Source organism: Desulfobotulus pelophilus (assembly GCF_026155325.1).
Taxonomy (GTDB): Bacteria; Desulfobacterota; Desulfobacteria; order Desulfobacterales; family ASO4-4; genus Desulfobotulus; species Desulfobotulus pelophilus.
The window spans coordinates 108507-123103 of sequence record NZ_JAPFPW010000002.1 but is presented as its reverse complement, the minus strand read 5'-3'; the positions used below and the strand labels follow the sequence as shown (position 1 = coordinate 123103).

The following is a 14597-nucleotide window of genomic DNA, read 5'->3' as shown; positions in this document are numbered from 1 at the left end:
AGAGACCAGCCGGTGCAGACCACGGGAAAAACCTTACAGAACGCGGACCTTCACCATGTTTGTCGTACCCCGCTGCCAGATGGGATGCCCTGCGGTCAGGACCACGCACTCCCCTTTTACCGCCAGTCCAGCCTCCACTGCTGCATCTCCCGCCTTTTCAATCATAATGTCCGTGTCTGTTACCTCATGGAATAATCTGGGTATACAACCCCAGTGAAGGCAAAGCCTGTGAACCACGCGGATATCCGGGCTCAGGGCCAGAATGGGACAACGCGGCCGGAAACGGGCAATCTGCATGGCGGTAAAGCCACTGCGGGTCGGTGCCACCACGGCCGCTGCACCCAGCTCATCAGCCAGAGAAACGGAAGCCCTCGCCACAGACTCCGGCACATCGCTATTTGCCGGTTTTGCCCTGTAACGATCATGGGGAAAAATCCCTTCCGCCCGACCCGCTATCTTTGCCATATACTGCACAGCCTCCACAGGAAAGGTACCCATGGCCGTCTCTTCCGAAAGCATAATGGCATCCGCACCGTCCAGAACGGCATTGGCCACATCATTGGCTTCCGCCCTGGTGGGACGCGGACTTTCCACCATGGATTTCAGCATCTGAGTTGCAATGATAACAGGCTTGCCTGCCTCATTGGCCCGGCGGACCAGATCTTTCTGAATATCCGGCACATTTTCCAGAGGGATTTCCACACCAAGATCACCCCTGGCTACCATAATAGCATCTGCTTCCGCCAGAATTTCAGTTATATTGCCCAGTGCCTCATGCTTTTCAATCTTGGCAATAACCGGAGTATCCTTGCCATGGGCCGCCACAATACGCTTCACTTCAGCAATGTCCGCAGCGCTGCGGACGAAGGACAGGGCAATAAAGTCCACACCGCAGTCAAGACCAAAGGCCAGATCCACCTTGTCCTTCTCCGTAAGAGCCGGAATATTCAGACTGCCTGACGGAAAATTGATCCCCTTGCCCGAAGTCAGAAGTCCGCCCGTAACCACCCGGCAACGAATCTGGTCATCCCCTTTTTGCAGCACCAGAAGTTCCATCATACCATCGGCCAGAAGCAGAGTATCTCCCACGGAAACATCCCTTACCAGCCCGCCGTAAGTCACGGGAATGACACCTGGGGTCTCCGTTTCCGGAAAGATGGAAATGATGACCTCGGCCCCCGCCACAAGGCGCACTCCCGACTCCGGCAAATTGCCCACCCGTATTTTCGGGCCACAGAGATCCTGCAGAACAGCCACTGGAACTCCAAGTTTTTCCGAAACGTTACGGATAAGACGCACCATGCCACCGTGGTCTTCGTGTCTGCCATGGGAAAAATTCAAGCGAGCCACACGCATGCCTGCAAGAATCATTTTTTCCAGAATTTTCCGATCGGTACACGCTGGCCCCAGTGTGCAGATTATTTTTGTTTTTTGCATAGCACTCCACCTTTTCGCAGTCGGCAGCCCAGGGGCAACCCTGCCAGAACAGACATCCATACCAACGGAAACGCACTGCAAAACCCCGACACCCTTCCACCGGGAATTCGGTCAGGACACAGCCTTTTCCTTGCCCAGGGCAATACGAATCACCACAGACTCCAGCACCCCCGTCCCATCCAGGCCGGATTTCATGCGCAGATCCGCTTCCGCCAGCATTCCCATGGCTGCAATAAGCTCTTCCTTTTCAAAGCGCTCAGCCCGCAGAAGGATCTGGTAAACAGGATAAGGATTTTTTCCGTTCCCTGCGATGGAAAGATCCGTTGCCTTCCGGCCCTTTTCTTCCGTCCCGATCCATTCAGCCCGCAAACCGCGCAGGGCTTCTTCATGATCCAGCAGAGATGGAAGCACCCTCGAAACAAAGGCATCATAGGCCATACGCCGGGACCAGTCTTTTCCAGAAGATGAGGTCAAAAAATCCATGGCTATCAGAAGTTTACGAAACTGATTCACAAGTGCAGAAAGAATTTGCAGAGGGTGCATGCCGTCTTTCACCAAGTCGATCATGGATAAAAGTGCCTCAGGAACATTTCTGTCTGCTACCGCCCCTGTGAACACAAAAATAGGATCCTGGCGGGTCCGCTGCAATACATCTTCCACATCTTTCAGGGTGATAGAAGGCCGGTCTCCGGCAAAATCCACCAATTTTTCAAGATTGGCCGAAAGCATGCGCAGATCGAACCCCGTGAGCTCAAGAAGCCTGCCAACGCCGCGGGGTTCAATGGTTTTACCGGCCTTCCCCAATACGGAAACCAGGCACTGACGCATCATTTCGTCACGGGCCTCCCTGTCCTGACGCCGGTTACCCGAAGGAACGCTGCCATCCACCACACAAACTGCTGCGGCCAGTTTTTTATAAATAGCCCGACGGCGATCCACCTGATCCACAGAGATCACCAGATAGTGTCCATCGGGAAAACCCTTTTCAAGGGCTTTAACAAGAAGCTCTCCCTCATCTGCGGATGAAGGTACTTTCACTCCCTTTTCAAGACAGATTTCGGCCAGTACACGCATCCACTCCTCTTCTCCAGCCCCCTTCTTTTTCTTCCGGCCTCCACCGGCAAGGGCTTCCAGATCCATCCCTTTAAGGGCTAGATAGCGGAGAAAGGGGGGAATGGCCTGTTTTGTATTTCCTTTTTCTACCGCTTTTTTTGCCTTTTCCGCCAGGGACTCCGCCTCACTCCCCGTATCAAAAAGCCTGGCACCCTGCAGAACCACAACCTTTCCCCTGCTCAACAGGGAAAAGGTATTCACCTCCTCAAGAGCATCCCGCAAACGAACACGGGAACCGTCAAGAACTTCAAGGGAATCGGGCGTACCCAGCACCCCGGCGATACGATCCACAACGGCATCACTGACAAAGGACTCCCCATGAACCAGATAAACGGGAAAAAACCCCTCTTTCTGCTGGCACTGCAGAGCTGCAGAAATTTCCGTATAACGAATTTCCACCATGGAGAACACCTTTCGGTAACGGCTTCACAAGGCCGGGGGGAAGATCAAAAGAGGGCTGCCAGCCAGACAGAAGGAAAGGATTACAAAGCCGCTTATTTCTAAAATCCTTCGGGGAGTTTCCGGAATATCACATGCCAGACAAAGATAGCCATACCCACACAGATGGCAGAATCAGCCACATTAAAAGCCGGCCAATGCCAGCCTTTCCAGTACACGTCCAAAAAATCAATGACATACCCAAAACGAATGCGGTCAGCCATATTGCCGACAGCACCACCAAAAATCAACGCCAGCCCTGTCCTCAGCCAGCCAAAGGCAGGAGGCGTTTTATAATAAAAGAAAAGAATCATCAGAGTGGCAAGACCGGATGCGAAAAGAAAGACCGCTTTTCTGATCCATTCGCTCTGACTGGCAAGAAAACCAAAGGCACCTCCGGGATTATGCACATGGGTCAGGTCAAAAAAACCTGGAATCAGCGGAATGGTGCTGCCATAAGCCATGAATGTATGCACCCAGTACTTTGTCAGCTGATCCAAAAAAACCACAAGGCCTGCTACCGAGAGAAGAAAGAAAAAATTTTGTCGAATCATGGACTTCCTGTTCTAGGTGATTTGGCTTACGCTGAACGGATGAGAGACGCATACAGCCATCTCCCGGCTCGACACCGGGCTCATCCGGGGCAGCCCCGGACAAACCCTGTCTTCTGCCATAACAACAACTGCCCCACTCCTCCATACCGGACTTCAGGCACCCTTACAGCATACCCATGGCCTCCAGAGAGGTTCTGCATCTCGAACAGATTTCCGGATGATCGTCAAAACTGCCCACACTGCTGTTCCGAACCCAGCAGCGCACACATTTTTCTCCTGCTGCTTTTCCAACACCCACGAAAAGACCTTCCATATCCACAGCCTGTGTAAGCCCTTCTCTTGTTTCTTTTATGGTAACCTCACTGACTATGAATACATTCTGCAAAAGATCCCGGTTAAAACCCTCCAGCAGGGCCCGAGGCTCCCCTTCCGCCGAAAGAATCACCTCCGCATCCAGAGGATGCCCGATTATTTTTTCCCTTCTCGCCACCTCAAGAACCCGCAGGACTTCGCTGCGGATACGGGAGAGTCCTTCCCAGCGCCTCACCAGATCCGCATCTGCCACGTTCCGGGTTTTGGGCATGGCAGCCAGATGCACACTCTCCTCCTTCGCGGGCCAAGAAGGCATATGGACCCAGATTTCTTCTGATGTAAATGGAAGGATAGGAGCCATCATCCGCACAAGGCTGTCCACAATACGAAACATGGCTGTCTGGGCACTACGGCGGATTGGCCCTGCTGTTGGCTCCGTATAAAGACGATCTTTCAGGATATCCAGATAAAAAGCGGAAAGATCCAGGGTACAGAAATTATGAAGCCCATGGTAGATGGTATGAAATCCATAGCTTTCATAGGCTTTCTCCACCCTTGCGGTAAGCTGGTCCAGCCGGTGAAGGGCATAGCGGTCCAGCTCTGTCAGAGCATCGTAGGCCAGGGAATCCGTTGCGGGCTGAAAGTCATAGAGGTTGCTGATCAGAAAACGACAGGTATTGCGGATTCTTCTGTAGGCTTCGGACAACTGCCGCAATATGGCATCGGAAATACGCACATCGTCTTTATAATCGGACGATGCCACCCAGAGCCTCAGAATTTCCGCTCCATGCTGTTTGATCACCTTTTCCGGTGCAATGACATTGCCCACGGACTTGGACATCTTCCGTCCTTCGCCATCCACCACAAAACCATGGGTCAGCACGGAACGATAGGGAGCCTTTCCTTTCAGTCCAACGGAGGTCAGAAGGGAGCTATGGAACCAGCCGCGGTGCTGGTCACTGCCTTCGAGGTAAAGATCCGCAGGCCAGGAAAGCGCATCCTTTCGTTCTTCCAGGATAGCCATATGGCTGACCCCGGAGTCAAACCATACATCCAGAATGTCACTTTCCTTAACAAAGCGGGAGCATCCGCACTCCGTGCATTTTGCATCACTGGCAATAAAACAGGAGGCGTCCTCATCAAACCAGGCATCCGCCCCCTTCTCCAGAAAACGTTCATAAACCCTGTCCACGGTTTCCCGATTCATGAAAAGACTGCCACAGTCCTCACAGTAGAACATGGGGATGGGAACCCCCCAGGACCTCTGGCGGGACACGCACCAATCCGGCCGGTTGGCAATCATCCCGTGAATTCTTTCCCTGCCCCACTTGGGGATCCACTGCACTCTGTCAATTTCCTCCAGTGCCTTTTGACGAAGCTCATTGTTCTCCATGGAAATAAACCACTGAGGCGTGGCCCGGAAAATCACTGGTTTTTTGCAACGCCAGCAATGGGGATAACTGTGGCTCATATCAACCCGATGGACAAGATGCCCTGAGGAGGCCAGCTTTTCCATAACCGTTTCATTGGCCTTGAAAACAAACTGGCCCTGAAGATCTTCCCCCACCTCGCTGGTATAGCAGCCATTATCTTCCACCGGAGAGTAGGGCTCCAGACCGTAACGTCCACCAACGATATAGTCGTCCGCCCCATGGCCGGGTGCCGTATGAACACAGCCCGTTCCCGCATCCAGGGTAACATGCTCACCCATAATCAGGGGAGAAAGCCTGTCATAGAAAGGGTGGCGGTACTGCAGGTTCTCCAGGTCCCGGCCCACCCATTCCTTCAGAAGGGTGCTGCTGTCAGAACCAAAGGCCATCATCAGATCTTCTGCCAGATCTTTGGCCATGATACGGATTCGCTCTCCCATATCCACGGCCGCATAGGTGAATTCGGGGTGCAGACATACGGCAAGATTGGCGGGAATGGTCCATGGCGTTGTGGTCCAGATCAATACGTCCACCGGTTTCCCCAGACTGAAATCCCCTTCCATCGGAAAAGCCACATAAATAGATGGTGAACGCTCATCCTTGTGCTCAATTTCTGCTTCCGCCAATGCGGTCTGGCAGCTGCAGCACCAGTGAATGGGCTTTTTCCCCCTGTAAAGGCTGCCATTCAAAGCAAAAAGACCACAGGCTTTTGCAATGGCCGCCTCATAGGCAAAGGCCATGGTCTGATAGGGGTTATCCCACTCCGCCATTACGCCAAGCCGTTTGAACTCTTCCCTCTGCACATCCAGAAAACCTTCGGCATAGGTACGGCACTGCTGACGGATTTCCACCGTTCCCATGTTTTCCTTTTTTTTACCAAGCTTCTTATCCACGTTATGCTCAATGGGAAGTCCGTGACAATCCCATCCCGGAACATAGGGGGCATCAAAACCTGCCATCTGTCGGGACCGCACAATAATATCTTTTAAGATTTTGTTCAGGGCGGTGCCGATATGGATGTTACCGTTGGCATAGGGGGGGCCATCATGAAGGATAAACTTCGGTCGGCCGGCACTGCCTTTACGGATTTTACCATACAGGTTCTGTTTTTCCCATTCAGCGAGCTGTACTGGCTCCCGCTGTGTCAGGCCTGCTTTCATGGGAAAATCCGTTACCGGAAGATTCAGAGTCGTTTTATAGTCCATGGGAAAACCTTCTCCAGTGTACAAAGGGTAAACGGGCTATCTGGGAGAAACAACAACAATGCCTTCAGCCCGAAAAAAGCCATTTTATAAGAAAAAACCTGAGAGAGAACCGCAAAAAACGGACGGCCAAACCACCATAAACACCGGACAAAACAGGTGGTTTTTTCTACACGGCCCTGCAGGCTGAATTATCTATGTCATCTTCCTTCCTGCTGTCAAGGAAGGGCTTGGCTTACACAGGATAAGGAGATCGCCGAAGCCTTACAATCACCCGCTCTCCTCCGCCAAAGGGCAGGTCGTAACAAAAAACATCTTTTTCCAGCCCTTCACAGGAAGGTAGGCTCTCTGTAGTTCCCTCAGGTCCCTTCATGGCAAGAATGGTGCCTGAAGGATGAAGCAAGGGCAAACCCATCTCCACAAAACGACCAAGGGCCGTAAAGGCCCTTGAAACAATACAGGAAAAACCTTGACAACCGTCATTTTTCTGCAAGCTTTCCACCCGGGCATGCAGAGCTTGGGCTCTTTCAAGCCGGAGGCCCCGGATCACCTCTCGCACAAAAACAGTCTTTTTATGAACACTGTCAACCATCACCACATCCAGATCCGGCCTCATCAGGGCCATGGCAATACCGGGAAATCCTCCACCGGTTCCCACATCCAGGACCCGGCCTGCTTTCGGAAGAAAGGGAGTGACAGCCAGTGCATCCAGCACATGCTTTTCCGCCACCTGTAAAGGATCCGTTATGGACGTAAGGTTCACCTTTCCGTTCCATAGCATCAGGCTGTTCGCATGAAAGGCAAGCCCTTTCACAACCCTTTCATCCAGAGCTGCCCCCAGCATCTTCACCGCTCCGGTCTTCACGACATCACACCAGGCATCATCGCCCACCTGCATGGCCATCTTCCTCCTCGAGATTACAACCAGCCCGTTTTCCCCACAAGCCAGAACATACCCATTCCGGCAACCAGTGTCAGGCCAAGGGACCGGGTACGCCAGGCAACAAAAAGGGTGGGAAATGCCACAAACAGTTCCGGTTTTGCAAAACTGACAACCCTTGGTTCTCCGGAAGTAATGAGATAGGGTACCAGCAGAGCCGCAAGAATGGAAACGGGAATCAGATCCAGCCACTCCTCCATCCAGACCGGCAGCTTTCTTCGACTCAGGAAAAAAAGAGGAATCCAGCGGGGAAGAAAACTCACCAAGCCCATGCCCAGCACAAGGAACATATAATCAGGGCTCATGACTTCCTCCGTGCACGGCTACCCGACAACAGGGCCATCCTCTTCAGAACAAGGCCAACACTCGCTCCTGCCACAGCCCCCACCACAATAAAAACATTCCCTGGAATCCATAAAGCCGCCAGGGTCCCTGCCAGCGCGGCCACAAGTCCTGCCACAACATACAGGAGCCCATTCAGCTGAAAAACCAGAAGACAAATGAACATGGCTATCATAGCATAATCTATGCCAAAAGCCGACGGGGCGATAAAGCGCCCGAAAACACCCCCCAGCACCGTACTGCCCACCCAGGCTGCATAGGCCAGAAAACTGGCGGTAATGGCAGCTCCCACCGGCCATGCTCCGGACTTCAGCCTACTGGTGTTCACCGCAAAGGTCTCATCCACAATGAAACATGCCAGCCAGCTTAAACGGCCCCTGGAAACCCCCCTGTACCACACCGCAAGGGAAGAGGACATAAGCAGATGGCGCAGATTCACCATAAATGTTGTCATGATTACAGCAATCGCCGAAGCTCCCGCATCAATCATGGATACGGCAATAAACTGACCGGAACCCGCAAACACAAGGGAGGACATAAAAAAAATATGCACCCCGGAAAGCCCCGCCTTCTCCGCCAGTACGCCAAAGGCAAGCCCCAGGGGAAAATATCCCACACATATGGGCCAGATGGCCCTGGCTCCCGCATAACAGTTATCGCTTATTCGGCCTGTTCTCTGCACAACATCCCCTCGATGGCATCATTGCCTTCCTGCCGGACCACAGACAACAAAAAAACCCGGCCCCATACTGAACGGGATAGATAGAAAAAAGCCCAAGGTCAAGCGAAAGATCTTGATCCGACAAAGTCCCTTTAAAAAAATATTTGACACTTAAAGATATTATCATTAAAATACACCGATTTTGTTTCAAGGTCATCTTTCTCCATAAAGCATTGCTGCAGGGGAATGATGATTTTTTTATGGTTCCGAACCCCCCCTCAACGCCGGCATGAAAAAATCCGGTACGGGCGGTTCTTTCGCCGCCACGTCCAAATAGGTTGTTTTGTTTCATTCCGGATTGTCATGAATGGAATTCAAACAAAATAACTGTATCCTGGCCACAAATTTCGACCGCGGTAGACAGGCAGACCTGTCCGTTGGTCAAACAACCTATTTTTTGTTTCTCAAGGATTCGGTAACATGAAATACGATATCCAGAAAGTCCGGAACATCGGCATCAGTGCCCACATTGACTCCGGGAAAACCACCCTTTCCGAACGCATTCTGTTTTTTACCAAAAGAATTCATGCCATCCATGACGTAAAGGGAAAAGATGGCGTTGGAGCCACCATGGACTCCATGGAGCTGGAACGGGAGCGAGGAATCACCATTGCCTCCGCCGCCACCTTCTGCGAGTGGAAGGGCCACGACATCAACCTTATTGATACGCCCGGCCATGTGGATTTCACTATAGAGGTGGAACGGTCTCTCCGGGTTCTGGATGGTGCCATCCTTGTTCTCTGCTCCGTGGGCGGCGTTCAGTCCCAGTCCATCACCGTGGACCAGCAGATGAAACGCTACAATGTTCCCTGCATAGCCTTTGTCAACAAATGCGACCGTACCGGAGCCAGCCCCGACCGTGTTATTTCCCAACTCAGGGAAAAACTCGGCCACAACGCCTGGGCCATGCAGATTCCCATAGGCCTTGAAACCAGTCATGAGGGTGTTGTTGATCTCATCTCCATGAAGGCCTTTTATTTTGATGGAGAAAGCGGGGAAGACATCCGTGAGGAAGAAATTCCCGCCGCACTCATGGATCTGGCACAGAAAAAGCGTGAGGAGCTGATTGACGCAGCCTCGCTCTTCTCCGATGAGCTGACCGAAGCCATCCTTGAAGAAACGGAGGTTTCCAATGAAATGCTGGTGGAGGCCATCCGGCAGGGAACGCTCATACGCCAAATGACCCCCGTTTTCATGGGCTCCGCCTACAAAAACAAAGGTGTACAGCTCCTTCTGGATGCCGTGACAACCTTTCTGCCCGCTCCTCCTGATGTCCGCAACGAAGCCCTGGACCTGAACAATGCAGAAGAGCCCATTGTACTTGACTCCACCATTGAAAAACCGGTAGTAGCCCTGGCCTTCAAACTGGAAGACGGTGCATACGGCCAGCTGACCTACCTTCGCGTTTATCAGGGGATGCTGGAAAAAGGCTCTTCCGTTGTGAATGTGCGAACGGGCAAAAAGATTAAAGTCGGTCGCCTGGTCCGCATGCATGCAGACCAGATGGAAGAAATTGATAAAATTCCATCGGGTATGATCGGGGCCATCTTTGGTGTGGACTGCGCCTCCGGCGACACCTTTTCCGATCCTTCCCTCAATGTTTCCATGACGTCCATGTTTGTTCCCAAGCCCGTTATCTCCCTGTCCATCATCCCCAAGGATAACAAGGCCCAGATCAACATGTCCAAGGCTCTGAACCGGTTTACCAAAGAAGACCCCACATTCAACACCTTTGTGGATGAAGAAACCGGTGAGACCATTATTGAAGGCATGGGTGAACTGCATCTGGAAGTATACGTGGAGCGTATGAAACGCGAATACAAGGCAGAAGTAGAAACGGGCAAACCCCGTGTTGCCTACCGCGAAACCATTCTCCAGAAAGCCGAATTCAACTACACTCACAGAAAGCAGACTGGCGGTGCCGGTCAGTATGGCCGAGTTGCCGGTTACATGGAACCGCTGGAAGAGGGTGACTTCGAATTTGTTAATAACGTTACGGGCGGCTCCATTCCCACAAACTTCATCCCAGCCTGTGAAAAAGGGTTCAGGGCCTGCATGAATAAAGGTCCCTCGCTGGAGTTTCCCGTTAACGGTGTGCGCGTTGTAATCAACGATGGTGCTTCCCACGCCGTGGACTCCTCCGAAATGGCCTTCCAGGCCGCAGCCAGAGGTGCCTTCCTTGAGGGCTACGCCAAAGCCAAGCCTACGGTTCTTGAGCCTATCATGAAGGTAGTTGTGGAAACACCCACAGAGTTCCAGGGCAATGTAATGGGCACCATCAACCAGCGCAGGGGCATGATTGTGGGCTCCTCAGAAGAAGGCCCCATGTCCATCATTGAAGCACAGGTTCCTCTGGCTGAGATGTTCGGATATTCCACCATACTCCGATCCGGCACCCAGGGTAAGGCTCAGTTTACCATGGAATTTGCCGCTTATCGGCAGGTGCCATCCTCCGTAATGGAAGACATCCGTAAAGAAGTGGAAGAAATGAAGAAAAAAAGAGGCAAGTAAACCACGATGCTCTCCTGAGGGAGATATCTTACACCGCCTCCTTGACAAGCCCGGGATTTTCCCGGGCTTTTTTTTATCATCAAGAGACCGGACTCCGGGCTGTCGGCCGATATACAGCATTGACGGACAGACACTGAAATCAAGTGCCTGTTTGGCAACTCATCAAATCCGACAGTCATTGTTTCCATACTAAGCCGACACCCCTTACACGGTGACAGAAAAGCATTTTCACCTTTTAAAACAACCTAGTAAACGACCTGCTACGAACCTAAGCCGTAGTAACGGATGCAGGCCGGAGGGAGTTCGACCCCACAGAAAAAAGAGCGTTTATCCAAACCCTGCCGGTGAAACATGACCTGAAAATCCGTACCCTAATGCCTTCATTATAGGCCGCATAGCCATAAGGGTTCGAGGCATTCCCAAAAGATTTTTTTACGGTTTTCCCTTGGATTTATCTGCCTTCTTAGGCTATGATTCCAACAGAGTTGCTGGCCCGACAAGGCTTCTCACGCCCGCACCCCCCAGAGGAAAGGAACCTCCCCTTTATGGATACAGCCAAACAGATGTCCACCATTGACCAGATAGCCCTTGTTCTCTGCAAGGCCACCCGCCATCTGCTGGAATCCAGCACCAAGCTGCCCATCAAATATTCCAATACCTTTCAGGCCATCCCCAAAGTCACCATGAAACCGGAAATCGGCTGCTTTGTCCAGTTCACAGGGGATTATAACGGGCTTGTGGTAATGAATTTTTCCGCAGGGGCTGCCATGGACCTGTACGGTCACTACATGACCCGCATGGGCATCCCTCAGGATGAACTCGCCAAGGATTATACATCCAATGAAGTGGCAGACAGCATAGGGGAGATGACCAACCAGATCATGGGGCTTCTCATGCGTACCATAGAAGATAAGTTTCAACTTTCAAGCTTCTGCGGTCAGCCCAAGGCACTGGCCTTAAACTCTGCCATCACCCTTATTCTGGACTGCGACTACAGGGATAACCGGCGCATGGTCTTCCATGTGAACGGCAAGCAGTTCCAAATTGAGCTGGCCCTTGAAAAAACCGAATTCATTCAGGCTCAGTAGCCATTGAACCGGGGGAGCCCCTGCCCCCCCGGCTCGGCTTTCTCATCCTTTTCCGGCATACCGATTCCTCCCGGATCAATCCGCACCACCCCGAAACGTATCTTCTCTCAGACCCGCTCCATGGAACCGGGTGGGGAAAGCCCCTATTATGGGCTTTTCGGCAGCCCTTCCCTCCTCCGCCAGCTCCGATGAGAGCCGCTTGCACCGGCCGGCCTGATACCCGAAACTAGTGGACCCAACGCTCTCCCTGCGCACGTGCGGGGCTTTCGGCTTCACAGCCAGCAAAGTCCTTGCTGCCAGGTGACTTTCGCCTGGAACGGATCTTATCCACCAGCTTTTCAGCGCCTGCCTGTAAAAAACAAAGGGGTACCGACCCATGGCCGACGCCCCCTGTTTTTATCACAACGGAAATTATTTCAGACAGCTTCGTACCAGAACTTATTCCTGAATCAGCTGCAATTTCGTGCGGGTCTGCATCACAACCCTGTCTTTTTCATATGTGGTATAACTGCCTATGGCTTCATACATTTTGAGACCGCTCAGAAGAGGAGAAAGTATTTCACGGACCAGAACCGCCTGGGGCTCTGCCTGCCATGGGTTCATCATCCGTGTTCTTTGCAGTGACCAGTCCGCTATCTCCATGCAGGTAGCCATCAAGGCATCAAAACGAATATAGGACACACCATGGGTTTTCCCGTCCATGCCCTCTGCAACAGCCTGAAAAACGGGGTCTGCTGTCAAGCCGGATCCGGAACGGGCGGCCTGAATGACAGCACGCACACTGTCAGGCTTCAGCCCTACGATGAAATAGCCATCCATGGCTGCCCAGGCAGGTACGATATCATCTCCAAGGGGAGAAATGGCACTGATCAGTGCAATATCCTGAACCATCTCCTGCTCGCGCTCAAAGGGCGTGTGGATGAAACTTTCCACCTGAGTCAGGAGTCCATCCAGAAAGGCAGACAAACGGTCCGGACTGGGGCTGGCTATAATGAGCGCCAGGTCAGGAATGAGAAACATTCCCCGGGTATTCACACCGGTGGTGAGCACAGCGAGGTCCTGCCCGAAGGCCGCAACAAATTCATCAAATGAGAACCCTGCAAACGACTCAAATCCTTCGTAAAATTCTACCAAATCCTCTTTACGCTGAAACTGGGATTCTATGGAGTAACGAATGTCGAAGGTACCATTCCAGAAAAAAAACTGGGTATCTGCCGGAGCCATTCCCAAAGGAAGGGATTTCCGGGCAGGAATATTGATCACTGAACGGAATTCCGGGTCCATGGCTTTCTGATCCATGGAAATCCTGCCCTCGGAGACCTGCATTTCCCTGCTCTCATCAAACCCGATCCAGACCAGCTCCTTAAAGCCCTTCATCTGTCCCCGCAACTGAGACCATACGGCCATGCCGACACCTCCCAGCAGATACTCCATGGGTTCATCCAGGGCTGCGGTCAGAGCGGGCATATCCGCATACACAAAAAAGGAACGATCCGTACTTTCAAACTCCCTTACCATGGCACCAAAGGGCGGGTGGTCACCCAGCGAAGCGACCCTCTGAGCGGAAACATCCAGCATACGCTGCAAGGTCTGCAGGTCAAAGGCCATCAGCAACAGACCTTTCCATGTACCCGTATAAAGATCCACTTCATTATCAAACCGCAGCACACGGATTTCCTGCCCCTGATAGGGAGGCAATGCCTCCGTTTTCAGATCCGGTACCCACTGTGCCATAAAGGATATAAGGGCAGCATCCCCCACGGGTTTTGCCACAAAAGCCACCCCCGGCGCTATCACACCCGGCCCATGGCCTTCCTCCATAGCTTCAGGGAAAATAGCCATTCCTGCCTGCCTGCCGAAAAGGGCATAGAAAAGACGACGGTTAAGCGGAGATGAAATTTTTTCTTCCAGGGTCCGCCATGTTTCCAGCAGAAAAGGGTCATCACCCAATTGGTACAGAGCGGCCTCCATATCCATCTCCCCGACACTCCTGCCGAGCGGGCTGGACAGAAGGGATTCCATCTGCTTCTCCGCATTGGTAATCTCTATAAAAACAAGGGTATCCGCCGGCAACACTTCTGCGATCTGCCATCCGGTAATTTTTCCGGCAGGTTTCATTGCATACCAGGCAACGGCACCTGCCGCCACGATGACAGCCAGAGCGACAAAAATTCCAACTTTTTTCATATATTCTCCTTGATTCCAGACGCACGGGCTTCCCCCTGTACGCCAGCGTATAAAAAAGCACTCCGGCTGAAAAAATCTCAGCCAGATATGCCATACAAACAGAAAGCCCGCCTGCATTCAGAAAACAGGAAGGATCCGGGCAGATAGTATTGCTGTGTCTGACAATGAATGAAAGAGGCTGACCCCAATGGATATGCTGCATATTTTATGACGCCAGAAATCCATGGTCATCAAAGCCTTGCCTAATCACATATTTAGTGGCACAAATACAGACAAGTACTGCCGTGCGCTATCGCATAATCAGACCTCTGCAGGCCATGGG

The 14597-nt window shown here is 52.2% G+C and carries 11 protein-coding genes; 2 read left to right on the top strand and 9 right to left on the bottom strand.

What is annotated here, in order from left to right; translation table 11 throughout:
* Positions 1-33: 33 nt before the first annotated feature.
* From pyk to OOT00_RS02675, 7 genes are all read right to left on the bottom strand, one after another.
* Positions 34-1437, bottom strand: a complete 1404-nt coding sequence (gene pyk / locus OOT00_RS02705; protein ID WP_265423750.1) for a pyruvate kinase — start codon at positions 1435-1437, stop codon at positions 34-36.
* 111 nt (positions 1438-1548) lie between these two features.
* Positions 1549-2952: a DNA polymerase III subunit delta gene (holA, locus tag OOT00_RS02700; protein WP_265423749.1), complete on the bottom strand. Its 1404-nt coding sequence runs from the start codon at positions 2950-2952 to the stop codon at positions 1549-1551.
* Between the two features lie 98 nt (positions 2953-3050).
* Complete coding sequence (gene lspA, locus OOT00_RS02695) at positions 3051-3542, bottom strand: signal peptidase II (RefSeq protein ID WP_265423748.1); 492 nt, start codon at positions 3540-3542, stop codon at positions 3051-3053.
* Positions 3543-3705: 163 nt separating this feature from the next.
* Entirely contained in the window at positions 3706-6489 is a 2784-nt protein-coding gene (gene ileS, locus OOT00_RS02690; protein ID WP_265423747.1) for an isoleucine--tRNA ligase, read from the bottom strand.
* A 232-nt stretch (positions 6490-6721) separates the two neighbouring features.
* A complete protein-coding gene (gene rsmG / locus OOT00_RS02685; RefSeq protein ID WP_265423746.1) occupies positions 6722-7390 on the bottom strand; it encodes a 16S rRNA (guanine(527)-N(7))-methyltransferase RsmG in 669 nt (222 codons plus the stop codon).
* 14 nt (positions 7391-7404) lie between these two features.
* Positions 7405-7731, bottom strand: a complete 327-nt coding sequence (locus OOT00_RS02680; protein WP_265423745.1) for an AzlD domain-containing protein — start codon at positions 7729-7731, stop codon at positions 7405-7407.
* Positions 7728-8450, bottom strand: a complete 723-nt coding sequence (locus tag OOT00_RS02675; RefSeq protein WP_265423744.1) for an AzlC family ABC transporter permease — start codon at positions 8448-8450, stop codon at positions 7728-7730. The genes OOT00_RS02680 and OOT00_RS02675 overlap by 4 nt, the downstream gene beginning before the upstream one ends.
* Positions 8451-8909: 459 nt before the next feature.
* On the opposite strand from OOT00_RS02675, the gene fusA reads away from it, so the two are divergent.
* Positions 8910-11000, top strand: coding sequence for an elongation factor G (fusA, locus tag OOT00_RS02670; RefSeq protein WP_265423743.1), 2091 nt, complete (start codon positions 8910-8912; stop codon positions 10998-11000).
* Between the two features lie 545 nt (positions 11001-11545).
* Complete coding sequence (locus tag OOT00_RS02665) at positions 11546-12088, top strand: DUF3334 family protein (RefSeq protein ID WP_265423742.1); 543 nt, start codon at positions 11546-11548, stop codon at positions 12086-12088.
* A gap of 75 nt (positions 12089-12163) precedes the next feature.
* On the opposite strand, the gene OOT00_RS02660 is transcribed toward OOT00_RS02665, so the two are convergent.
* Together OOT00_RS02660 and OOT00_RS02655 are read right to left on the bottom strand one after the other, a co-directional pair.
* On the bottom strand, positions 12164-12466 hold the full coding sequence (locus OOT00_RS02660) for a hypothetical protein (RefSeq protein WP_265423741.1): 303 nt from the start codon (positions 12464-12466) through the stop codon (positions 12164-12166).
* A gap of 60 nt (positions 12467-12526) precedes the next feature.
* Positions 12527-14275: a hypothetical protein gene (locus OOT00_RS02655; RefSeq protein WP_265423740.1), complete on the bottom strand. Its 1749-nt coding sequence runs from the start codon at positions 14273-14275 to the stop codon at positions 12527-12529.
* Positions 14276-14597 lie beyond the last annotated feature (322 nt).